This window comes from Xanthomonas sp. WHRI 6106 (genome assembly GCF_040202405.1).
GTDB lineage: Bacteria > Pseudomonadota > Gammaproteobacteria > Xanthomonadales > Xanthomonadaceae > Xanthomonas > Xanthomonas cannabis.
In genome coordinates, this window is record NZ_JBEGFC010000001.1 from 103561 (window position 1) to 126582 (window position 23022).

Sequence of the window (23022 nt, forward strand, 5' to 3'; positions counted from 1 at the left end):
ACTGCGGTCACGAGCCGATGCACACCAATAGGCGCTCATGGCAGCCGTGTAGCCGCGCAGCCGCGATTCCGGCCTTGTTGCGCCCGCGTAGCGCCGGGGCCGGCGAAATGGCGAAATAACGATCCTGCCGAGACGCGCCGCAGGCGGCTTGATCCGCACCAACAAAAACGCCGCTCCTTCAAGAGCGGCGTTTTGCATCGCGGCTGACTCAGCGGTGGATTACCACCAACCGCGGCCCCAACCCCAGCCGCCGCCCCAGCGCGGACCCCACGGGTCGCCCCAGGGGCCGTACGGGTAGGCCGGAATCACGTCGACGTCGCGCACTTCCGGCCACAGATACACCACATCGGCAGCCACCTTGGGCAGCTTGTAGTCGTACTCGCCGATCTTGGTGGTTTCATAGCCTTCGATCTTGCCGATGAAGGTGACCTCGCGGCCCGGCTCGAACACGGCCGGATCATAGAAGCCCGAGCGGCATGCCAGGAAGCGGCCATCGCTGGCATCCACCGCATTGCGGTCCGGACGGCCACTGGCGTTGAGCGGACGCGAGATCAGCTCGAAGCAGGTCTGGCCCTGGGCGGGTTTGGTCTGAATGATCTTGCCGCCCCAGCGCACCGAGGTGCCCAGCTGCGCGCTGGCAGTGGAATCGCTCGGGCTGACCGTGGGGAACTGGCCCTGCAGCGGCTTGGGCGCGGTCGCGCAGGCTGCGAGCCCGAGCACAGCGACAATGGGGAACAGAAAACGGGTACTCATGAGGAAGCTCCGGTTCGCGGGCGATGCTGCAGCAGGTCTTTCAGGAGAGTGGCGCTGTCGGAATCAGCGCCAGCGTATCGCGCGGCAGCGAAACGTTGGCTGAGCGCCAACAGTGCCGTGTCCGGGTGCGAACGGGCGACGCGTTGCGCCCAGTCAATGGCCGGTTCGTGGGGTTCGCGGGCCAGGCCCAGCTTGCCGTAGCGGCGACTCAGCCGATGCCAGGCGCGCAGTAGCGGGTCGCGTTCGCGCTCGCCGCGAGCCAGCAGCCAGCCCATCCAGGCCAGGGCACTGACGGCAAACACGCCGAAGATGGCAGCCAGTTGCGTGGGCTCCAGGCGGTCGATGCCGAACGGCTGCAGCAGGCGCTGCTGGCGGTCGGCATTGAACGACAGCACCAGGTCGTTCCAGCCGCGCCGCAGCCAGTCGCCGACCTGGCTCAGGCCGGCCCAGGTGCCGAGCTGGGCCAGGCCGGCGCCGCCATCGGTCTGCAGGCGATCTTCCAGCGTGTCGTAGATGCGTTCCGGCGCCACCGCGGCAGTCGGGTCCACGCGCACCCAGCCGCGGCCGGCCAGCCACACCTCGGTCCAGGCATGGGCATCCATGCGCCGCACCACCCAGTAGTTGCCCAGCCCGTTGTAGGTGCCGCCGGCATAGCCGGTGACCACGCGCGCCGGGATGCCGGCCGCACGCATCAGCACCACGAATGAAGAACTGAAGTGTTCGCAGAAACCGGCCTTTTGCTGGAACAGGAATACATCCACGCTGTTGCGGCCGAGCAGCGGCGTATCCAGCGTGTAGGCGAATTCGCGGGTGATCCAGCCCAGCGCGCGCTGCACCACCGCATCGTCGTTGCTGCCGGCCTCCGCGCGCCATTGCCGGGCCAGGGTGAGCGTGCGCGGATTGAAGCCTGGAGGCAGCGCGAGCGCGCGCTTGCGTAGCTGGTCGGGCAGGTCGGTATCGAAACGGGTGGGCGGTGCCGATTGCAGCTCCCAGCGCGTCAAGGCGCTCAACGGGCGCTGCGCGAACAGTTCGTAATCGGGTGAGAGCTCGGCGTTGGCAACGCCCCGAGTCGGCAGGTCCAGCGACACCAGCTGGCGACGATCGGTGGGCTCGTAGTCCAGTCGGTAACGATAGGTTTGCGGGCCTGCGGTGACCGAGGCGGGCTGGCCGCGGCCGGTCCAGCGCGCGCGCTGCCAGGTACGGCCATCGAAGTCCCACATCACCGGTCCGCGCCAGTAGCGTTGCTGCGGCGGTGGCGCATTGCCGGTGAACTGCACGCGCAAGGCCGGGCTGTCGTCGGCCATCAGGTCGATCCATTCGCCCGGGGACATGTTGTCCGACAGGCCGGGCCGCGACAGTGCGCGCTCGGACACGCCCCACAACGGCGAACTCAGGCGCGGCAGCAGCCAGAAGGTGACCAGCGCCAGCGGCACGCCGATGGCGACCAGTTTGCCGATGCTGCGTAGCTGCAGGCGCAGGCCGGGCGTGCCGGTGCGGTGCTCTTCGTCGGCCAGCCGCTGCATGCTGAGCAGGGCGCTGACCACCGCCAGCAGCGCCAGGCCCATCGTCGTCGGGCCCTGGTCGAGCAGGAAGGCCGCAAACGGCGCAAACAATGCAAAGCCCAGCAGGCTGCGCGCATCGCGCAGGGTGCGCAGTTCGGAGGCCTTGATCGCCAGCATCGCCGCCAGCACCGCGCAGCCGGTGTCGCGCCCGAAACGCATGCCAATTTGCCAGTACACCGCCGCCAGCATCGCGATCACCAGCAGGACGCGCACCGGTGCCATCAGGGTGCCGCGCCAGCTCATCACGCCCACCAGCAGTGCGGCGATGGCGATGGTGGAGGCCAGCAACCCGGGCAGCTGCAGCAGCAACGGCGTGAGCGCCAGCCAGCTGGTGGCCAGCACCCAGCCACGGCCGGCCTGGGAAATGGGAAGGGCGGGCTCAGTCATGGGGCAGCAGCGCCAGCGCGCGCAGGCAGAGGTGATGGTGCGAAGGCCCCTGTGCAGGGCCCAGCGGGGGTTGGCCCGGCAGCAGCAGCCGGTAGCGTCGCCCGTCGCGCTCGGCCAGGTTGACCCAGCGCGCCAGCCGCGCGATGCGGCGCTCGTAGGGCAGCGCGTGGAGGCTGCGCCAGTCCAGCGTCACTTCGATACCGAGCGGTTGCTCGTACTCGCGCACCAGCAAGGTGTCGCGCCGCGCCGAGTGCTTCCAGGAAATCGTGCGTGGCGCATCGCCTGTGCGGTACGGGCGCAGCTGATGCAGTTCCTCGCCTTGCGCGTGCAGCCGGGTCTGGTTGGGCGACCCGGCGCCCTCGGGCAATGACGGCCCCTGTTCTTCGGGTCTGGGGTAGGCCAGCAGCGGCGTTTCCGGCCACGCCCACGACCATGCCCGTACCAGCCCCAGTGGTTGGGTACTGGACAGGCGGATGCGTTCGATGTCCTGCCAGCCGCGGCGTGCGGTGGGCACCAGCAAGTCGACCTCGGCCATGTCGTGGTCGACCAGCGAACAGAAGCCGCTGCTGTCCAGATGATCCAGGCGCACGCCGCGGCGCGCGCGGGTGTCGCGGCGTGCCAGCGACACCCGCATGCGCAGCGGCTCGCCGGCCACCACCGGCTCGGCCGACACCGCCTCGATCCGCAGCGCCGACAACTGCAGGTGCGCCATGATGCTGCTGGCGACCCCGGCGGTGGCCAACAGCAGCGCCAGCAGCAGCGCGGGGTTGTTGTTGTAGTTCAGCGCGCCCAGCAGCATCGCCAGCAACAGTGCGGTGACGAACAGTCCGAAGCGGGTGGGCAGCACATAGATGCGCCGCCGGTCCAGCACGATCGGCAAGGCTTCGGCTCCCCGCGGACGCGCCAGCAGGCTGAGCCGGCGGCCGATGCCGCGCAGTGGCGCACGCACCTGGGTCAGTCCACCGGCACACTGTGCAGCAGCGCCTTGGCCAGCGCCGGCCCGGACGAGGATTCGGCCTCCGGCACCAGCCGGTGCCCGGCCACGGCGACAAACAGCGCCTGCACGTCTTCCGGTAGCACATGTTCGCGCCCCAGCAGCAGCGCGTAGGCCTTGGCGGCACGCAACAGCGCGATGCCGGCGCGTGGCGACAGCCCCACGCGCACCCCGGCGTGCTGACGGCTGCGCAGCAGCAAGGCCTGCACATAACCGATCAAGGCATCGCTGGTGTGGACCTGGCCGACCACTGCGCGCAGCGCCACCACGTCGGCGTCGCTGAGTTGCGGGGCGGCTTGGGCGATCAGCTCGCGTCGGTCGGTGCCCGACAGCAGCGCGCGCTCGGCATCGGCGCTGGGGTAGCCCAGACTCAGCCGCAGCAGGAAGCGGTCCAGTTGCGAATCGGGTAGCGGGAACGTGCCGGACAGATCGACCGGGTTCTGCGTGGCGATCACGAAGAACGGCTCCGGCAACGCATGCGTCACGCCGTCCAGTGTCACCTGCTGCTCGGCCATGGCTTCGAGCAGCGAGCTTTGCGTGCGCGGCGGAGCGCGATTGATCTCATCGGCCAGCAGCACGTTGGTGAACACCGGGCCGGGATGGAACTGGAACTGGCGCGAGGCCGCGTCGTAGACCGACACGCCCAGCACATCGGCCGGCAGCAGGTCGGAGGTGAACTGCACGCGCTGGAAGCCCAGCCCCAGGCTGGACGCCATCGCGTGGGCCAGGGTGGTCTTGCCCAGGCCGGGCAGATCCTCGATCAGCAGATGGCCGCCGGACAGCAGCGCCACGAACGCCAGCCGCACTTCCTGCGCCTTGCCCAGCAGCAGCGAATTGACCTGGTCTTGCGCGCGCCGCAGCGATTGACGCAGCGCATCGGTTAGCATTTCCGTGGAACGCAGCGGTGTCGACATCACAATTCCGTAGGTGAGAAGAAGAGTGCACAGGGCAATGCAGGGGGACCAACGCGCACATCGCACCTTCGTGATCCTGTGGACACTGGCGACGGCCGTCAAGCTATTGATCGCCGCACGCTTGCCGCTATTCGTGGACGAGGCGTTTTACTGGCAGGAAGGTCAGCATCTGGCCGCAGCCTACTCGGATCTGCCGGGCCTGACCGCCTGGCTGGCGCGGCTGGGCGTGGAGCTGGGCGGGCATCATCTGCTGGCCTTGCGGCTGCCGTTCCTGGCCATCGCCGCGCTGATTCCCTGGTTGATCGCGCACATCGCCACGCGCTGGTTCGGCTCCACCCTGGGCTGGCAGGCCGGCAGCCTGACCCTGCTGATGCCGCTGTCGGCCACGCTGGGCATCCTGGCGGTGCCGGACGTGCCGATGGCCCTGGCAGCGGTGCTGTGCATGGACGCTGGCGCGCGCTTGCTGCGCGAGGTCGATGCCACCAGTGCGCTGGAGCTCGCCATCGGTCTGGTGATCGGCGCGCTCAGCCACTACCGCTTTGCCGGCGTGATCGGGGTGGGCTGCATCGCGCTGCTGTGCATTCCGCAAGGGCGCACGGTGATGCGCGACCCGCGCATCTGGATGGCGCTGACGGTGGGCGCGATGAGCTGGCTGCCGCTGCTGTTCTGGAACACCGACCATGACGAGGCCGGCCTGCGCTTCCAGTTGGTCGACCGGCACCCGTGGCGCTTTCAGATCACCGGGCTGTGGTTTCTGCTGATCCAGGCGGCACTGGTGACGCCGTTGCTGGCCTGGGCAATGGTCAAGGTGGGCCTGGCCGGCACGCGGACCGGTGGCGGTTCGCGTGCGCAGTGGCGTTACTTCGGTTTGCTGGGCGGCATTTCGACCGTGGCGATCTTCGTGCTCGGGTTCTTCAGCGATGTCGAGCGGATCAGCTTCCATTGGCCACTGCCGGGGTATCTGGCGCTGCTGGTGGCGGTGCCGGTGATCCTGATGCGCTGGCCGCACCCGCTGCGCCGTGCGGCGTGGCTGATCGCGCTGCTCGGCACGCTTGGTGCGTATGGCTATTACCTGGCCGTCTCGGTGCCGTCGATCCGCGCGCACGCGGCTGGCGAAAAATACTACCCGCGCAACTTTGCCGGCTGGAACGATCTGGCGCGCGCGGTCAAACGTCAGCTGGCGCAGATGCCGCCGGGCACGCGCGTGCTGGCAGAAAACTTCAAGGTCGGCGCCGAGCTCGGTTTCCAGTTGCACGACGCCAATATCGAGGTGCTGCGCGCCGACTTGAACGACAAGCACGGGCGCAGTGCGCAGTTGCTGCAGTGGGGGTTGCTCAGCGATGGCACGCGGGATGGGCCGCGATTGCTGGTGCTGTCGCCCAGCGATCAGCGTTACCGCGATCTGCTCGTGCGCTACCACGACATCTGCAAGATGGTCGGGCCATTGCCATCGCCCACCGTCGTCTCCACCGATCACGGCTATCAGCGCTTCCTGCTGCTTGCATTGCCGGCGCAGCACGCACCCGGGGCGTGCGTCACCCCGGCGATGGCCTGGATCGACGCGCCGCTGCCGGACGCGGCGGTGTCCGGCCAGGTTCAGGTGCGCGGTTGGGCATTCAAGGACGGCGTCGGCCTGGCGGCCGTGGAGCTGCTGCTGAACGGTCGCCCGGTTGCGCAGGCCGATTACGGCAGCGCGCTGGACGTGCGCCCGTACTGGAAGATTTCCACCGACCCGCAGCACCCGAACGTCGGCTTCTCCGCCACGCTCGACACGCACGCGCTGCCGCCAGGCACGCATTGGTTGGGACTGCGCCTGCACGGCCGCGACGGCAGCGTCGAGGACTGGTGGGAGCAGCCCGTCACCGTTCCCGCACCCTAGATCGCCCAATGACGCAATCCTTGCCTGTTACCCATCCCGCACCGCTGTCCGGGATTCGAATCGCCGTGCTGGTGCCTTGCCATGACGAAGCGGCAACAGTGGCCGAGGTGGTCGGCGCGTTTGCTGCCGCCCTGCCGGGCGCGGTGATCTACGTGCTGGACAACAATTCCAGCGATGCCACCGCAGCAGTCGCCGCCGCAGCAGGTGCACAGGTATGTCGTGTCGCACTGCAAGGCAAGGGCAACGTGGTGCGGCGTGGATTTGCCGACGTCGAAGCCGACATCTACGTGCTGGTCGACGGCGATGCCACCTACGACGCCGGTGCTGCGCCCGCGCTGGTGCGCAAGCTCATCGACGAACGCCTGGACATGGTGGTCGGCGCGCGGCGCGATCAGCAGCAGGCCGCCTATCGCCCGGGCCATCGGCTGGGGAACGTGTTGCTGACGCGGTGCGCCGGGCTGCTGTTCGGGCGCAGTTTCGATGACATGCTGTCCGGGTACCGGGTGTTCTCGCGGCGCTACGTCAAATCCTTCGCGGCCCATGCCCATGGTTTCGAGACCGAAACCGAACTGGCCGTGCACGCATTGCAGTTGCGCATGCCGGTGGCCGAGGTCGAAACCGCCTACGGCGTGCGCCCGGAAGGCTCGCAAAGCAAGTTGAATACCTGGCGCGATGGCTGGCGCATCCTCACCACGATCGCCAAGTTGTTCAAGGCCGAGCGGCCGCTGTTGTTTTTCTCGGTGGGTTTTATTGCCTGTGCCCTGGCTTCGGTGGGGTTGGCGATCCCGTTGTTTGAAACCTACGCCCAGACCGGCCTGGTTCCGCGCTTTCCTACCGCCATCCTGTGCGTGGCGCTGATGCTGCTGGGGTTCTTGTTGCTGGCCTGCGGGTTGATCCTGGATACCGTCACCCGTGGACGCATCGAGGCCAAGCATCTGGCCTATCTTGCCGAGCCCTTGCTGGGGCCGGGGGCGCATCGATGAGTGCCCTGTTCGCGCGCGTCTACGCCGGCGCTGCCGTCTCCGGACGGGGGCGCAGGATCGCCCGCTTGTTGCATTGGGCCGATCACCGCTTCGCGTTCCGGCGTCCAGCCAACGTGGTCGCGGCGGTGACCGCCGTTGCGCTGCTAGGTGGTCTGGTGGCGTTGTGTCTTGGGCAGGATGCCAACTGGGACCTGCGCAATTACCACGTCTATAACGGCTATGCGTGGTGGCACGGTCGCCTGACCCAGGATCTGGCTCCGGCACAGTTGCAGAGCTATTTCAATCCGGCGCTGGATATCGTCCAGTACGGGCTGCTGACACGCTGGCCCGGGCCAATGGCCGGCGCGCTGATGGGCGTGCTGCATGCATTAGTGTTCGTGCCGGTGGCGGCAATCGCCTGGTATGTGCTGGAGGCAGACTCCCAGCGCGCTCGCCTCGCCCCGCTGCTGGCGCTGGCTGGCCTGTGCAGCGCGGCATTCCTTTCCGAATTTGCCAACACCATGGGCGATGCAAGCACGGCGCTGCCATTGCTCGCGGCGCTGGCATTGGTGATGCGCGCGCAGCGCCGACAACAGGCCGGTAGTGCGCTTGCTGCGGGTCATTGGCTGCTCGCCGGGTTTTTGCTTGGTCTCGCCGTGGCGTGCAAGTTGACCAACGCGCCTTATGCAGTGGCATTGGCTTGTGCGGCGCTCTGCGCCGGTGGGCGGCCGCGCGCACGGGCGCTGGGTGTGGTGAGCATGGCGCTAACGGCATTGCTGGTCTTTGCCGTGATCGCTGCCCCCTGGTATCTGCGGGTCTGGGAGCAGTTCGGCAACCCCTTGTTTCCGCAGTTCAATGGCCTGTTTCGCGCGCCACTCGCGCAACCTGTCTCGCTAGGTGACACCCGTTGGCTGCCGCGCAATGTTGGCGAGTGGTTGGCGTGGCCGCTGGTACTGACCTTCAATCCCTGGCGGGTGAGTGAAATTGCGCTGTTTCAATGCATCTGGGCACTGCTTTATCTGGCCGTGCTGGGAATCGTGGGGCGTGCGCTATGGCGCAGGTCGTTGCCCGTTCCCGGCTGGAATGCACAGGCGATGACGCTGCTGGTGTTTGTCGGCGTGGGTTATCTGCTCTGGCAGAGCATGTTTTCGATCCATCGTTACCTGGCGGCGTTGGAACTACTGGCGCCGTTGGCGCTCTGGCTTTGCTGTCAGCGGCTGTTCGCTGCCGCCCGGGCCCGCACTTTGGCCGCCTGCCTGGTGCTCTTTAGTGCGGTGATTGCGCTCGGGGGCTGGAACGACTGGGGCCATGAATCGTGGGCACGGCACAGCATCCAGGTGCAGCCACCACCGATCGATGCACCGGCGTCCAGTACCGTGTTACTGGTCGGAAACCAGCCACAGGCATGGCGGATTGCGCTGCTTGCGCCAGCGGCACGCTATGTCGGTGTGGCCAGCAACCTTGCCGAGTCGGATGCCTATCGCGCCCGCGTGCGCGCACTGGTGGCAGAGCGGCCCCAGCTGTATGCGTTATGGGATGCTACCCAGGACAAGCAGACCCCCCGCGTGGAACGGATGAATCGGTGGGCGCGGCGTCTGGGATGGAGTGCTGGACCGGAATGCGCCCAATTGCGCTGGCTGACGGCGCATGGATTGCGTGCCGAACTCGATGCATCCCGGCCCGGACTGTGTCAGCTGCGCGTTCCCGAGTACAAGGCGAGGGAATTGGTGGCTGCCGATCACCGCCTATTGGAGCAGGCGCGGCAACAGCTGCTTGCCTATGGGGTGAAGCTGGATCCGGCGAGTTGTCGCAGGCTTTCCTCGCAAATCGGGCAGGGGGAGTATCCCTACCAGTTCTGCAGGCTCGATCGATGAGGCCAGGCGATAGCTCAGGGCAGTTGAAACCCCGCCTGACGCAGTAACCGTGCCAGCGCGATCAGCGGCAGCCCGATCAGGGCCGTGGGGTCCTCAGAGCGAATCGCATCGAACAGGCTGATGCCAAGGCCCTCGCATTTGAAGCTGCCGGCACACTCCAGTGCGGGTTCGGTGGCCAGGTAACGCGCGATCGCGTCGGGCGTCAGCGGGCGAAGCTGGACTTCGGTCAGGTCCAGGGCGTGAAAGGCGCCCTCCGGGCCGATCAGGCTGACCGCGGTGTGGAAGCGCATCGTGCGCCCGGACATGGCGCTCAACTGCGCGCGTGCCTGGTCCAGGGTGCCGGGCTTGCCCAGCGCCTGGCCGTCGAGGTCGGCCATCTGATCCGAGCCGATCACCCAGGCGTCGGGCGCGTGGGTCGCGATGGCGGCGGCCTTTTCGGCAGCCAGGCGGCTTGCGAGGGCACTCGGGGCCTCACCCGGCTGCGCCCGCTCATCGACCTGCGGGCGTGCGGTGGTGAAGTCCAGTTGCAGGCGGCCAAGCAGCTCGCGCCGGTACACGGAAGTGGAGGCTAGGATCAGGCGTGGCATCATGGACGCTGCTGGAAACGGGCAGGGCAGTCTGCCAGTCTGCACCCGGTGCAGCACACTGAAGGGGTGCATTTGACATGGCCACGGCGGGTCTTTAACATTCTGCGGCTTATGTCCGCGAACGTACCCGAAATGCTGGATGCTTGGCGGATGGTCGCAGCGCGCAGGCGCTTCGATGGCCGCATCCCGCTCTCTGCGATGACCCGTCTGCAGGGGAGTCTGGTCGATACCGAAGGCGAGTGTGTCTATTCGCTCCAGTTCGATCAGGACGCTCTGCTCAAGGTCGCCTATGTCGAACTCAGCATCGATGTCGAGCTGCCGCTGGCCTGCCAGCGCACCTTGCAGCGTTTTCTGTACCCGGTGCAGATCAGGCAGCGTCTTGGCCTGATCCGCGACGAGGACGAAGAAGCCGCGTTGCCGCCGGATTACGAAGCCTTGCTGGTGCCCGACGACGGCATGTTGCGGGCGGCGGACCTGGTGGAGGACGAACTGGTGCTGTCGGTGCCAGTGGTGCCGATGGCGCCGGGCAGCGAAGCGATCGATGCCGAATGGGTTCCGACCCAGGAAGAGCAGGACAAGGCCAGTCCGTTCGCGGCGCTGGCAGCGTTGAAGAAACAGTAACCGCCGCTGTTAAGGGCGGAAAAACAGGTCGACGCGGGCGTAGAGCGTGCTGTTCGACTCAACAGACAAGTTATCGAACTAAAGTTGGAGCAATCCCATGGCTGTGCAGAAATCCCGTGTCACCCCGTCCCGTCGCGGCCAGCGTCGTTCGCACGACGCCCTGACCGCCAAGCAGCTGTCGACCGACCCGACCAGCGGCGAGATCCATCTGCGCCACCACATCACCGCTGACGGTTACTACCGCGGCAAGAAGGTGATCGCGACCAAGTCGTCGGCCATTCAAGAAGATTGATTCGTGGCACCCGGCGCCTCTGCGCGGCCGGGTGACTCTCGCTTCTTCCGGAGCCGCCGGTCACCGCGGCTCTTGCACCAGGAAACAGTATGAGCAAGCGGATCTATTCCAGAATCGCGGGCACGGGTAGCTATTTGCCCGAAAAGGTGTTGACCAACGACGACATGTCCAAGATCGTCGACACCAGCGATGAATGGATCTTCTCGCGCACTGGTATCCGTGAGCGTCACATCGTCGCCGACGACCAGACCACCAGCGATCTGGCGTATTTCGCCTCGCTGAAGGCGATGGAAGCGGCCGGCGTCACCGCCGACGAGATCGACCTGATCGTCATCGGCACCACCACCCCCGACCTGATCTTCCCGTCCACGGCCTGCCTGCTGCAGGCGCGGCTGGGCAACGTCGGCTGCGGGGCGATGGATGTCAACGCGGCCTGCTCGGGCTTCGTCTACGCGCTCAGCGTGGCCGATAAGTTCGTGCGCAGCGGCGATGCCAAGACCGTGCTGGTGGTCGGCGCCGAGACCCTGACCCGCATCGTCGACTGGACCGACCGCACCACCTGCGTGCTGTTCGGCGACGGTGCCGGTGCGGTAATCCTCAAGGCCGACGAAGAAACCGGCATCCTCAGCACCCACCTGCATGCCGATGGCAGCAAGAAGGAACTGCTGTGGGACCCGGTGGGCGTGTCGGTCGGCTTCGGTGAAGGCAAGAACGGCGGTGGCGCGTTGCTGATGAAGGGCAACGACGTGTTCAAGTACGCGGTCAAGGCGCTGGATTCGGTGGTCGATGAGACCCTGGCCGCCAACGGCTACGACAAGCACGACCTGGACTGGCTGATCCCGCATCAGGCCAACCTGCGCATCATCGAGGCCACCGCCAAGCGGCTGGACCTGCCGATGGAGCAGGTGGTGGTCACCGTGGATCGCCACGGCAACACCTCGTCGGCCTCGGTGCCGCTCGCGCTGGACGAAGCGGTCCGCTCGGGCCGCGTGCAGCGCGGCCAATTGCTGCTGCTGGAAGCGTTCGGTGGTGGATTTACCTGGGGCTCGGCGCTGCTGCGCTACTGAGTCCCGCAGGCCCGGCCGCGTCCGCCGGCTGGGTTTGACTGCGTCGAAGGACGGGCCGTCATGGCAGAACCGATCGTCATCGCCGGCCAGCGTGTCTGGCTCAAGCAGTACCGCCGCAGCGATCGGGCGGTCTCGCTGGGCGCACTCAACTTTGTCGCACGCCGCTGGGGCCTGGATGCACTGCGTCCACCGCCGCACCGTGGCGGCGACGCCGCGCGCGACCTCGAAGCGCGCCGGCTCGGCGAGCTGCATGCGCAGTCGGTCAATGTGCCGCGCGTGGTCGGCTGCGGGCAGGCGGCCCTGATCCTGAGCGACAACGGCCGCTCGTTTGCCACCTGCCTGCGCGAAGCTGACGTGCCCGAGCGCGACCGCCTGGTGGCGCTGGCGGTGTCGGCCATGGTCCATGCGCATGGTCATGGCGCCTATTTCGGGCAGCCGTTGCCACGCAACATGACCTTCGACGGCCAGTCGGTGGGTTTTATCGATTTCGAAGAAGATCCACTGGAAGTGATGAACCTGGCGCAGGCCCAGGCGCGCGACTGGCTGGTGTTCGGCTATGGCGTGGCCAAGTACTACCGTGGCCGGCGCGAGGTGCTGCAGCGCCTGCTGGCGCGTGCCTTCGATACCGCCGGCCCGGCGGTGGTCGAGCATGCGCATACGGTCACCGGGCGCCTGCGGCGCGTTGCGCAGGTGGCGCGCAGGCTGGGCCGCTCGGCAAGCGCGCTGGGGCGGGCGATCCAGGCCATCCATGCGGCCAGTGCCTTCGGCGTGGTGTTGGTGCTGGTGCTGTGCGTGGACTGGTTTGCCGACGGCGAAATGGACCTGCTCGAAGCCTTGCTGTAAGCGTGCCGGCCGCTGCGTCGGTGCCGGCTTGCATACGCGGCAGTACAGACGCCAGGGCGATTTCGCACGTATCATCCCGGCTCGATTTTTGCAGGCAGCAGCGCGTGACCGAATCCACTCTCGCCTTCGTGTTTCCCGGCCAGGGCTCCCAGTCCTTAGGGATGCTGGCCGAACTGGCCGAACTGCATCCGCAGATCCGTGACACGTTTGCCGAAGCCTCCGAAGGCGCCGGTGTCGATCTGTGGGCCCTGTCCCAGGGCGGCCCGGAAGAGATGCTCAACCGCACCGAGTACACCCAGCCGGCCTTGCTGGCCGCTGGCGTGGCGGTGTGGAGGTTGTGGACCGCCCAGCGCGGGCAGCGCCCGGCGCTGCTGGCCGGGCACAGCCTGGGCGAATACACCGCCCTGGTCGCCTCCGGCGCCTTGTCGCTGCATGACGGCGCGCACCTGGTGCGGCTGCGCGGCCAGTTCATGCAGGCCGCCGCGCCGGCCGGTGTTGGTGCGATGGCGGCGGTGCTGGGTGCCGACGACGCGCTGGTGCTGGAGGTCTGCGCCGAGGCGGCAGGCAGCCAGGTAGTGGTGCCGGCCAATTTCAATTCGCCCGGTCAGATCGTGATTGGTGGCGATGCCGCCGCGGTGGACCGCGCCCTGGCCTTGCTGGCCGAGCGCGGCGTGCGCAAGGCAGTCAAGCTGGCGGTGAGCGTGCCCTCGCATACCCCGCTGATGCGCGATGCCGCCAATCAGCTGGCTGAAGCGATGGCCGGGCTGAGCTGGCAGGCGCCGCAGATCCCGGTGGTGCAGAACGTCGATGCGCGTGTGCACGAGGGCAGCGCCGCGATCCGCCAGGCGCTGGCCGAGCAGCTGTACCTGCCGGTGCAATGGACCGGATGCGTGCAGGCGCTGGCCTCCCAGGGCATCACACGGGTTGCCGAATGCGGCCCAGGCAAGGTGCTGAGCGGGCTGATCAAGCGCATCGACAAGAGCCTGGACGCGCGCCCGCTGGCCACGCCGGCCGACTATGCCGGCGCGCTCGACGCGTGGGTGCACTGATCCACTGCATATGCCGGTCGTGCCGGCCTCCCTCGACGTTCGCGGCCACGGTTGCGACGTCCCCCTTCGAGGAACAGCATTCATGAGCAAGCCTCTGCAGGGCGAAATCGCCCTCGTCACCGGTGCCAGCCGCGGGATCGGCGCGGCCATTGCCGACACGCTGGCCGCCCAGGGCGCCACCGTCATCGGCACCGCCACGTCGGCCTCCGGCGCTGCGGCGATCGGCGAGCGCCTGGCCGCCCACGGCGGGCACGGTCGCGAACTCAACGTCACCGATGCAGCCGCGGTCGATGGTCTGATCGATGCGATCGGCAAGGAATTCGGTGCGATCTCGATCCTGGTCAACAACGCCGGCATCACCCGCGACAACCTGTTGATGCGCATGAAGGACGACGACTGGCAGGCGATCATCGACACCAACCTGACCAGCGTGTTCCGCACCTCCAAGGCGGTCATGCGCGGCATGATGAAGGCACGCAAGGGCCGCATCGTCAATATCGCCTCGGTGGTCGGGGTGACCGGCAATCCGGGGCAGACCAACTACGCCGCGGCCAAGGCCGGCATCATTGCGTTCTCCAAGTCGCTGGCCAAGGAAATCGGCTCGCGCGGGGTCACCGTCAACGTGGTGGCGCCCGGTTTCATCGACACCGACATGACCAAGGCGCTGCCGGACGAGGCCAAGACCGCCTTGCAGCAGCAGATCGCACTGGGCCACCTGGGTGCCCCGGAAGACATCGCCAATGCGGTGGCATTCCTGGCTGGCCCGACCGCACGCTACATCACCGGCGAGACCCTGCACGTCAACGGCGGCATGTACATGCCGTGAGCGTGCGGCGCCGGGAGGCGCTAAGTGGCTGATCGGCCGGGACTTGTGATGCAATGCAAGGCTCGGGCGCTTCCACTACACTATCCAACGCGGCCATCGCAGCCCGATGGCGTTTTTTTGTACCACCACTACTCCATCTGGAGCGATATCCCCAATGAGCACCATCGAAGAACGCGTCAAGAAAATCGTCGTCGAACAACTCGGCGTCAAGGAAGAGGAAGTCACCACCAGCGCATCGTTCGTCGATGACCTGGGTGCCGACTCGCTGGACACCGTCGAGCTGGTGATGGCGCTGGAAGAAGAGTTCGAGTGCGAGATCCCGGACGAAGAGGCCGAGAAGATCACCTCGGTCCAGCAGGCGATCGACTACGTCAAGGCTCACGTCAAGAGCTGATGCGTTGTTCCTGACCGCGGTGGCGCGCATCATCACGCCGCTGCTGCGTCAGACATTCCATGGGGCCGCTGATGCGGCCCTGTGTTTTTCAGCGTCACCCGCAAACCGCAAGCACCGTTCGTTCCGTGGTGAGGAGATCTGCAATGAGTCGTCGTGTTGTCGTTACCGGCATGGGCATTGTGTCGCCGCTGGGCAATGATCTGGCCAGCAGCTGGGATGGAATCATCCACGGGCGCTCCGGCATTGGCCCGATCACGCAGATCGATGCCTCGCAGTTCACCACCAAGATCGCCGGCGAAATCAAGAATTTCGACCCCACGCTTTTTGTGTCCGCCAAGGACGTCAAGAAGATGGATTCGTTCATCCACTACGGTGTCGGCGCCTCGTTCATGGCGCTGGACGATTCCGGGCTGGAAATCGACGAAAGCAATGCCGAACGCATTGGTGCCATTCTCGGCTCCGGCATCGGCGGGCTGCTCGGTATCGAAGAGCAGACCATCAAATTCCATGAGGGCGGCGCGCGCAAGATTTCGCCGTTCTACGTGCCCAGCACCATCATCAACATGTTGCCGGGCCAGGTCAGCCTGATCAAAGGCCTCAAGGGCCCGACGTTCTCGGCCGTGTCCGCGTGCGCCACGTCCAACCACTCGATCGGCACCGCAATGCGCATGATCCAGTACGGCGATGCCGACGTGATGCTGGCCGGCGGCGCCGAGCGCGGCTCCTCGCCGAGTTCGGTCGGCGGTTTCTGCGCCATGAAGGCGATGTCCACCCGCAACGACGATCCCGCTGCGGCCTCGCGCCCGTGGGACAGGCAGCGCGACGGCTTCGTGCTGGGCGACGGTGCCGGTGTGCTGGTGCTGGAAGAGTACGAACACGCCAAGGCGCGTGGCGCACGCATCTACGCAGAGCTGGTCGGCTTCGGTGCCAGCTCGGATGCGTTTCACATGACTGCCCCCAGCGAAGACGGCGAAGGCGCGGCGCGCAGCATGCTGGCCGCCATGCGCGATGCCAAGCTCAATCCCGAGCAGATCGGCTACCTCAACGCGCACGGTACCTCCACGCCGTTGGGCGATCTGGCCGAAACCCTGGCGATGAAGCGCGCGCTGGGCGATCACGCCTACAAGACCATGGTGAGCTCGACCAAGTCGATGACCGGACACCTGCTCGGCGCGGCCGGCGGCGTGGAAGCGATCTTCTCGGTGATGGCGCTGCACACCGGCATCATTCCGCCGACCATCAACCTGGAAGAGCCCAGCGAAGGCTGCGACCTGGATTACGTACCCAACGTGGCGCGCGAGGTGCAGGTGGATGCGGTGATGTCCAACGGCTTCGGCTTTGGCGGCACCAACGGCACCTTGGTGTTCAAGCGCGTCTGAGTCGATGCGCCGTTTTCTTCGCTGAAAACGGTGTGTGGTGCCTCAGCTGCTGCGCGTGGTGCGTCCGCGCGGCAGTCGCTGCCGACGTTTCCGATTGACAGCCGATCCATCTCATCGCGGACGCTGCGTTTACCGCAGCGGCCCGCGTCTGCACCTCACGCCACGCCGGACCGATGACGCTCACCCGATCACTGCATGCGGACATCGACCTGCTGGCGCTGCATCGGCTGGCACCGCAACGCTATCCGGCCCTGCTCGAATCCACCGCTTCCGGAACCGCCCACGGGCGCTGGGATGTGCTGCTGCTGGCAGAGGGCGCAAGCCTGCGGTTGGACGGCGATGGGCGCACCCGCGATGGCGATGGCCGGGTGCTCGAAAGCACATTTCTGGACGCGCTGGATGCCGCCTGGCAGGCCGAGCGCGTGCCGTACGATACGACCAGCCCGTGGCCGTTTCGCGGCGGCTGGGCGGTGCTACTGGATTACGAACTGGCCGCGCAGGTCGAGCCGATTCTGCAGCTGCCCGCCCGCGGTGATGGCATGCCGACTGCGCTGGCGTTGCGCGCGCCGGCGGCAGTGCTGCGCGACCGCGTGGAAGGGCGTTGCGTTGCGCTGGCCGAGCCGGGGCGTGAGGACTTGCTGCAGCAGATCGTTGACGACATCGCCGCCTGCGCCGCATTGCCGCCGTTGCCTGCGTGGGTGGGGCCGGTGGTAGTGGACGAGGACGCACCCGAGCGGTTCACCGACGCGGTGCAGCGAGTGCTGGATTACCTGCGGGCCGGCGATGTGTTCCAGGCCAATATCTCGCGTGCCTGGCAGGCCACATTCGCCAACTTAGTCGACCCGGCCGCGCTGCATGCGCGCCTGCGCGCGGCCAACCCTGCGCCGTTTGCCGGCCTGTTCGTGGCGGCCGGGCGCGCGGTGGTGAGCTCCTCGCCCGAGCGGCTAGTGTCGGTGCACGGCGATGCGGTGCAGACGCGCCCGATCGCCGGTACCCGCGCGCGCTTTGCCGGCGACGACGACGCGGCGCGGATCCGTGAACTGGTCGGGCATCCCAAGGAGCGTGCCGAGCACGTGATGCTGATCGATCTGGAGCGCAATGACCTGGGCCGCATCTGCGCGCCCGGCACGGTGGAAGTGGACGAGCTGATGGTCGTGGAGAGCTACGCGCACGTGCACCACATCGTCAGCAACGTGCGTGGCCGCCTGCGCGCCGGGGTGACCCCGGGCGCGGTAATCGCGGCGGTGTTTCCCGGCGGCACGATCACCGGTTGCCCCAAGGTGCGCTGCATGCAGATCATTGCCGAGCTCGAACAGACCGCGCGCGGCGCCTACACCGGTGCGTTCGGCTGGCTCAATCGCGATGGCGATATGGATCTGAATATCCTGATCCGCACGGCCGAGGTGGCCGGCGAGCAGGTGCGTTTCCGCACCGGTGCCGGGATCGTGGTGGACTCGGACCCGCAGCGCGAGCTGGACGAAACCCGCGCCAAGGCGCGTGGCGTGTTGCGCGCGATCGAGCAGACATGAGCGCTTCAACGGGACATCACCGGCGCGCGGTATCCTGCGCGGCGCTGGGGCAATGACGAGGTGGGTGTGGCGGTGACTGGCAAACGCGGATGTCTGGCCGTGCTGGGCACGGCATTGCTGCTCGCAGCGCTGCTGGCGATTGCCGCGGTGGTGGCGTGGCGGCATTACCTGCACTTCGCCGATACCCCCGTGCCTGCGAGCGCGCCCAGCGTGGTGATTGCGCCCGGCGATTCGCTCAAGGTCACGCTGCGCAAATTGCGCGCAGCCGGCCTGGAGCAGGGCACCGATCTGGAATGGCAGCTGCTCGCGCGCCAGGTGGATGCCGCCGGCAAGCTCAAGGTGGGCGAGTACGCATTGGCGCCGGCGCTGTCGCCACGCGAGGTGCTGACGCGCATGCGCCAGGGGCGTGTGATCCAGTACCGTTTCACGATCGTGGAGGGCTGGAATTTCCGGCAGCTCCGCGCCGCACTCGCCACCGCCACGCCGCTGCAGCACTCCATCGACGCGCTGGACGATGCGGCGCTGATGGCGCGGCTGGGATTTGCCAAGCAGCATCCGGAAGGGCGATTCCTGCCGGAAACCTATGTGTACCAGCGCGGCGATAGCGACCTCGACGTGCTCAAGCGCGCGCACGCGGCCATGGACAAGGCATTAGCGCAGGCCTGGGAACAGCGCGCCCCGAACCTGCCGCTTAGCTCGCCGGAACAGGCATTGATCCTGGCATCGATCATCGAAAAGGAAACCGCCCTGGGTTCCGAGCGGCCGCTGATCGCAGGAGTGTTCCTGCGTCGCCTGCAGCTGGGCATGAAGCTGCAGACCGACCCGACCGTGATCTACGGCATCGGCAGCAGCTACGACGGCAATATCCGCCGCCGCGACCTGACCACCGACACGCCGTACAACACCTATACGCGCACCGGCCTGACGCCGACGCCGATCGCCATGCCGGGCCGCGAGGCGCTGCTGGCGGCGGTGCAGCCGGCGCCCGGTGAGGCGCTGTATTTCGTGGCCGTCGGCGATGGCACCGGCGCGCACGCATTCTCGGCCACGCTGGCCGACCATAACGCGGCGGTGGCGCGCTACCTGCAGCGCCGCCGCCTGCCGAGCGCGCCGCAGACGGAGCCCACGCCATGACCGCCGCATTTTCGCCCTGGCAGCAACGCGCCTTCGACCAGACCGTTTCTGCACTGGATGCCGGACGGCTCGGGCACGGGTTGCTGATCTGCGGGCCGGAAGGGCTGGGCAAGCGCGCGGTCGCCCTGGCCCTGGCCGAGCACGTGCTGGCCGGCTCGCCGGACCCGGCACTGGCGCAGCGCACGCGGCAGTTGATCGCCGCCGGCACCCACCCCGACCTGCAGTTGGTGTCCTTCATTCCCAACCGTACCGGCGACAAGCTGCGTACCGAAATCGTCATCGAGCAGGTGCGCGAGATTTCGCAAAAGCTCTCGCTCACACCGCAGTACGGCATCGCCCAGGTGGTGATCGTCGACCCGGCCGATGCAATCAATCGCGCCGCCTGCAACGCCTTGCTCAAGACGCTGGAAGAACCATCGCCCGGCCGCTACCTGTGGTTGATCAGTGCCCAGCCGGCGCGGCTGCCGGCGACCATCCGCAGCCGCTGCCAGCGCCTGGAATTCAAATTACCGCCCGCGCACGAGGCACTGGCCTGGTTGCTGTCGCAAGGCGTCAGCGAGCGCGCTGCGCAGGAGGCCCTGGACGCCGCCCGCGGCCATCCCGGCCTTGCCGCGCAATGGCTGCGCGAAGACGGCCTGGCGGTGCGGCGTGCGGTGGCGCAGGACCTGGAGCAGATTGCCAGCGGCCGCGCTGGCGCGGTGGAGGTGGCGCAGCGCTGGACCAATGATGGCCAGGCCGACCAGCGCCTGCGCCATGCCGCCGATCTGGCATTGGCGCAGGCCTCGGCCGGCTTGACCGATCCATCGCGGTTGCACAAGCTGGCGACCTGGTTCGACGCCGCCAACCGCACCCGCGACCTGCTGCGCACCACCGTCCGCGCCGACCTGGCAGTGACGGAATTGTTGCTGGCCTGGCGCGAGGGAGAGCGCCAGCCACGTTCTAGGGGAACTCGATGAGTGCAATGAATGCACGCCAGGGCATTTTGTCGCTGGCGTTGAAAGACAAGCCGGCGCTCTACAGCGCCTACATGCCGTTCGTGAAAGGTGGCGGCATCTTCGTGCCGACCCCCAAGCGCTACATGCTGGGCGACGAAGTCTTCCTGCTGCTGACCCTGCCCGATTCCAGCGAGCGCCTGCCGGTGGCCGGCAAGGTGATCTGGACCACGCCGGCCGGCGCGCAGGGCAACCGCGCCGCCGGTATCGGCGTGCAGTTCCCGGACGGCCCGGAAGGTGAGGCAGTGCGCAACAAGATCGAGACCCTGCTGGCAGGCCTGACGACCTCGGACAAACCGACGCATACGATGTGAGGTAGTGCGGTGCGGTTGCGCGGGTGATTGCCGTCGTATTGGAAGCGGGTCGTCGAAGGGCGTAGCGGGCGTTTGAATGGCGCCGAATCGATTATCGCCATGGCGCCGCCAGACCGTCGGCACGCCGCGCCCAGTCATTGGATCGGGACGTTTTCGACCAAGTCATCGTCGTCGCGGATCAACCTGTTGACGATTGCCGCAGCTGCCCTATAATGTGCGGCTCGCGTCACCGGGCGGTTAGCTCAGCGGTAGAGCATTGCCTTCACACGGCAAGGGTCACAGGTTCGAACCCTGTACCGCCCACCATAGAAATCCTGCACTCCACGGGATTCGACGCGAAGAAAAAGCCGGCCATGTGCCGGTTTTTTTGTGTCTTGCGTTCCATGCGGAAGGCTCCAGGACGCAGCAGAGCGCTAGACGTCATCGGTGACACGTGCATGTCCGTTAGTGACCGGAGAGTCGAGCCTGCGCCCCCCGTGACCGTGCTTTCCAGATGGCCTGTCTCGTCGCTTGTGCCTGCTTGTTGCGGGCTCAACAAGGACTTGCCATCCTGGGAGACCCCCCCCGCGTTGAAGAAGGTCTGGCGATGAAAGCATTGCTTGGAAGTGCCCTGATTGCGATGGCGCTGCTAGCCGGCTGCGCGCGCGATGTTGGCGAGCAGTACGTTGGCAAGTGGGTCAATGTGAAGTCGCAGAAGAATGTGTTGAGTATCGAGCACAACGGCGAGAGCTTCATCATCCGCGACACCTCGCCGGAGATGTTCGGCAATGGGGTCAAGACCCGAAATTACCCGGCGTTGTTGACCAAGGGTGTGCTGCAGGTGTCCAGTGGCAGTGGCACGGTCAACTATGCGATCGACGAGGCGAGCGGTCGTTTGAGCACCGGCGATACCGAGTACACACGGGTCAAGTGAGCTTCTGCGCGCCTGGGGCGAATCGCCGTACGGTCGTCGCGCCAGTTCTCTAGGTAGCTTGCGTCTGCATCCAGCGCCACAGCGTCGTGCGCGAAACGCCGAGCGCCTGTGCGGCGAGGGCGCGATTGCCGTTTGCGCGATCGAGCGCCGCGCGGACGGCTGCAGCGGTGAGCTGCAGGCGGGACGCCGCCAGGTCGCTGCGTGCGGATGCCGCTGCGGTATCGCCGATCTGTGTGTCGAACAGCTCCGGTGCCCACCACTGCAGTTGCTCAAGGCTCAGGCTCTCGTGCGCCTGCGCCTTCCAGTGGATGCACAGGCGTTCGACCAGGTTGCGCAGCTCGCGCACGTTGCCGGGCCAGGCGTGCAGTTGCAGTCGTTGCAATGCAGCCTCCGACAGCGGCGAGGCGATATTGCCGAGTTGCTGGAAGTAATGCGCCAGCAGCAGTGCGATGTCGTCGGGGCGCTGACGCAAGGGGGGCAGCGCGATGCGTAACGCTGCCAGGCGGTAGAACAGGTCGCGACGGAATCGTCCTTGCTCGACCAGCGCGTGCAGCGCCTGCAGGCTGGCGGCCACCACACGCACGTCGATTGCGACGGGCAGGGTTGCGCCAACGCGCAACACTTCGCGTTCTTCCAATACGCGCAAGAGCCGTGTCTGCAACGGCATGGGCAATTCGCCGATTTCGTCGAGGAACAGCGTGCCATCCTGCGCGGCTTCGATCAGGCCGGTGTGGCCGCCGCGGCGGGCACCGGTGAAGGCGCCATCGCTGTAGCCGAACAGCTCTGCCTCCAGCAACGATTCGCTGATGGCCGCGCAATTGATTGCCACGAAACGGCCGCGGCGACGGCTGCCGGCATGCAATTGTCGGGCGACCAATTCCTTGCCGGTGCCGGTTTCGCCGCTGATCAACACGGTGCCCGCATGCGGGGCATACAGCTGCACCAAGGCACGCACCTGCGCCATGGCGGCGTCGTCGCCAAGCAGCGCATCGCTACGTCGGGGGCGCCTTGAGTGACTACGCGCAGCGGGCCGCTCCCGGCTCGATGCCGTGCCCAGTGCGATGGCCTGCTCCAGCGCCTGACGCACCGACCCTGCCGAATACAGCAGCACGCCTGGCAGCCCGGCCTGTTCGGCGAAATCGATCGCCATGCCGGTGCCCACGATGACCTGGATACCGGCGGCGCGCAGGTCGGCAATGCAATCGCGCGCGTCCTCGGCAGTGACGAATCGGCGGTGCTCGATGTCCAGGTCGAAACTGGTCTGGAAGGCATGGAACGACGGGACGTCGCTGGCATGGGTCACCACGCCGATGCGCGGGGCAATGCGGCGCGCGCGCGCCAGCGCTTCCATCAGGTCGAACCCGGTCGCCTGGATTGGCGCCAGTGGCAATGCCAGGCGGCTGCGCAGATAGGCGGCGTTGGAGCCGCCGGCCACCAGGGCGTCGCAGCGTTCGCGGCGCAGTCGCTGGCCGATGACCTCCACCGCTTCGGCAAAGCCGAGGTTGATCTGCTCGATGCGCGCGCGCTGGTCGAACTCGGGGATGACGTCGGCGAGCAGGCCGGTCAGGCGGGACACGCTGACGGTCCAGATCACCGGCAGAGAGATACCCGCTGCATCGGAGATGCTGGGGCGGCGCGGGAAGTCGAGCTGTTTCGTCATGTTTCATGATGTTCCATCAGTTCCGAAACTGCAACGGCGAGGTCTTCCGCTCGTAGCACAATCAAACACTTGCGATTGGCACGGCGTTTGCGACCCA

At 66.9% G+C, this 23022-nt stretch carries 22 protein-coding genes and 1 tRNA gene; 17 read left to right on the forward strand and 6 right to left on the reverse strand.

Annotated elements, in window-relative coordinates; translation table 11 throughout:
* Window positions 1-219: 219 nt before the first annotated feature.
* From ABQZ09_RS00575 to ABQZ09_RS00590, 4 genes are read right to left on the reverse strand one after another with little or no spacing between them, the layout of a single operon-like run.
* Entirely contained in the window at window positions 220-753 is a 534-nt protein-coding gene (locus ABQZ09_RS00575; protein ID WP_039404052.1) for a Slp family lipoprotein, read from the reverse strand.
* Window positions 750-2702, reverse strand: coding sequence for a transglutaminase TgpA family protein (locus ABQZ09_RS00580; protein ID WP_349775833.1), 1953 nt, complete (start codon window positions 2700-2702; stop codon window positions 750-752). Before ABQZ09_RS00580 ends, ABQZ09_RS00575 begins: the two co-directional genes overlap by 4 nt.
* Entirely contained in the window at window positions 2695-3651 is a 957-nt protein-coding gene (locus ABQZ09_RS00585; protein ID WP_039404056.1) for a DUF58 domain-containing protein, read from the reverse strand. The genes ABQZ09_RS00580 and ABQZ09_RS00585 overlap by 8 nt, the downstream gene beginning before the upstream one ends.
* 5 nt (window positions 3652-3656) lie before the next feature.
* Window positions 3657-4610 carry an AAA family ATPase gene (locus tag ABQZ09_RS00590; protein ID WP_039404058.1) on the reverse strand — a complete coding sequence of 318 codons (954 nt, stop codon included), beginning with the start codon at window positions 4608-4610 and terminating at the stop codon, window positions 3657-3659.
* A 37-nt stretch (window positions 4611-4647) separates the two neighbouring features.
* Here ABQZ09_RS00590 and ABQZ09_RS00595 point away from each other — a divergent pair, with 37 nt between their 5' ends.
* From ABQZ09_RS00595 to ABQZ09_RS00605, 3 genes are all read left to right on the forward strand, one after another.
* On the forward strand, window positions 4648-6489 hold the full coding sequence (locus ABQZ09_RS00595) for a glycosyltransferase family 39 protein (RefSeq protein WP_349775834.1): 1842 nt from the start codon (window positions 4648-4650) through the stop codon (window positions 6487-6489).
* Between the two features lie 8 nt (window positions 6490-6497).
* Complete coding sequence (locus ABQZ09_RS00600; protein WP_039404062.1) at window positions 6498-7472, forward strand: glycosyltransferase family 2 protein; 975 nt, start codon at window positions 6498-6500, stop codon at window positions 7470-7472.
* Between the two features lie 266 nt (window positions 7473-7738).
* Entirely contained in the window at window positions 7739-9325 is a 1587-nt protein-coding gene (locus ABQZ09_RS00605) for a hypothetical protein (protein ID WP_349775835.1), read from the forward strand.
* A 14-nt stretch (window positions 9326-9339) separates the two neighbouring features.
* Here the strand turns inward: ABQZ09_RS00605 and ABQZ09_RS00610 are convergent, their stop codons facing one another.
* Window positions 9340-9915 carry a Maf family protein gene (locus tag ABQZ09_RS00610; RefSeq protein ID WP_349775836.1) on the reverse strand — a complete coding sequence of 192 codons (576 nt, stop codon included), beginning with the start codon at window positions 9913-9915 and terminating at the stop codon, window positions 9340-9342.
* A gap of 108 nt (window positions 9916-10023) precedes the next feature.
* On the opposite strand from ABQZ09_RS00610, the gene ABQZ09_RS00615 reads away from it, so the two are divergent.
* The 14 genes from ABQZ09_RS00615 to ABQZ09_RS00680 all read left to right on the forward strand — a co-directional run bounded on the left by ABQZ09_RS00615 (window position 10024) and on the right by ABQZ09_RS00680 (window position 21265).
* Window positions 10024-10533, forward strand: coding sequence for a YceD family protein (locus ABQZ09_RS00615; protein ID WP_039564560.1), 510 nt, complete (start codon window positions 10024-10026; stop codon window positions 10531-10533).
* A gap of 97 nt (window positions 10534-10630) precedes the next feature.
* Window positions 10631-10825: a 50S ribosomal protein L32 gene (gene rpmF, locus ABQZ09_RS00620; protein WP_039404068.1), complete on the forward strand. Its 195-nt coding sequence runs from the start codon at window positions 10631-10633 to the stop codon at window positions 10823-10825.
* Window positions 10826-10914: 89 nt separating this feature from the next.
* Window positions 10915-11892 (forward strand): beta-ketoacyl-ACP synthase III, encoded by a 978-nt coding sequence (locus tag ABQZ09_RS00625; protein ID WP_005995227.1) that lies wholly within the window; start codon window positions 10915-10917, stop codon window positions 11890-11892.
* A 60-nt stretch (window positions 11893-11952) separates the two neighbouring features.
* Window positions 11953-12735, forward strand: coding sequence for a BUD32 family EKC/KEOPS complex subunit (locus ABQZ09_RS00630; protein ID WP_349775837.1), 783 nt, complete (start codon window positions 11953-11955; stop codon window positions 12733-12735).
* A 104-nt stretch (window positions 12736-12839) separates the two neighbouring features.
* The gene (gene fabD, locus ABQZ09_RS00635) at window positions 12840-13784 is read left to right on the forward strand and encodes an ACP S-malonyltransferase (protein ID WP_349775838.1); all 945 of its coding nucleotides are present in this window, start codon (window positions 12840-12842) and stop codon (window positions 13782-13784) included.
* An 82-nt stretch (window positions 13785-13866) separates the two neighbouring features.
* Complete coding sequence (fabG, locus tag ABQZ09_RS00640) at window positions 13867-14610, forward strand: 3-oxoacyl-ACP reductase FabG (protein WP_349775839.1); 744 nt, start codon at window positions 13867-13869, stop codon at window positions 14608-14610.
* 154 nt (window positions 14611-14764) lie between these two features.
* Entirely contained in the window at window positions 14765-15004 is a 240-nt protein-coding gene (gene acpP, locus ABQZ09_RS00645) for an acyl carrier protein (RefSeq protein ID WP_002814322.1), read from the forward strand.
* A 143-nt stretch (window positions 15005-15147) separates the two neighbouring features.
* The gene (gene fabF, locus ABQZ09_RS00650) at window positions 15148-16383 is read left to right on the forward strand and encodes a beta-ketoacyl-ACP synthase II (protein WP_349775840.1); all 1236 of its coding nucleotides are present in this window, start codon (window positions 15148-15150) and stop codon (window positions 16381-16383) included.
* 173 nt (window positions 16384-16556) lie between these two features.
* On the forward strand, window positions 16557-17912 hold the full coding sequence (locus ABQZ09_RS00655) for an aminodeoxychorismate synthase component I (RefSeq protein WP_349775841.1): 1356 nt from the start codon (window positions 16557-16559) through the stop codon (window positions 17910-17912).
* 60 nt (window positions 17913-17972) lie between these two features.
* Window positions 17973-19046 (forward strand): endolytic transglycosylase MltG, encoded by a 1074-nt coding sequence (mltG, locus tag ABQZ09_RS00660; RefSeq protein WP_039404093.1) that lies wholly within the window; start codon window positions 17973-17975, stop codon window positions 19044-19046.
* Complete coding sequence (locus ABQZ09_RS00665; protein WP_349775842.1) at window positions 19043-20002, forward strand: DNA polymerase III subunit delta'; 960 nt, start codon at window positions 19043-19045, stop codon at window positions 20000-20002. The genes mltG and ABQZ09_RS00665 overlap by 4 nt, the downstream gene beginning before the upstream one ends.
* Window positions 19999-20352, forward strand: coding sequence for a PilZ domain-containing protein (locus ABQZ09_RS00670; protein ID WP_003483889.1), 354 nt, complete (start codon window positions 19999-20001; stop codon window positions 20350-20352). The genes ABQZ09_RS00665 and ABQZ09_RS00670 overlap by 4 nt, the downstream gene beginning before the upstream one ends.
* 231 nt (window positions 20353-20583) lie before the next feature.
* A tRNA-Val gene (locus tag ABQZ09_RS00675) sits at window positions 20584-20658 on the forward strand.
* A 280-nt stretch (window positions 20659-20938) separates the two neighbouring features.
* Window positions 20939-21265 (forward strand): hypothetical protein, encoded by a 327-nt coding sequence (locus tag ABQZ09_RS00680; protein ID WP_039404101.1) that lies wholly within the window; start codon window positions 20939-20941, stop codon window positions 21263-21265.
* Between the two features lie 49 nt (window positions 21266-21314).
* Here ABQZ09_RS00680 and prpR read toward each other — a convergent pair whose 3' ends face one another.
* Window positions 21315-22925, reverse strand: a complete 1611-nt coding sequence (prpR, locus tag ABQZ09_RS00685) for a propionate catabolism operon regulatory protein PrpR (protein ID WP_349775843.1) — start codon at window positions 22923-22925, stop codon at window positions 21315-21317.
* Window positions 22926-23022 lie beyond the last annotated feature (97 nt).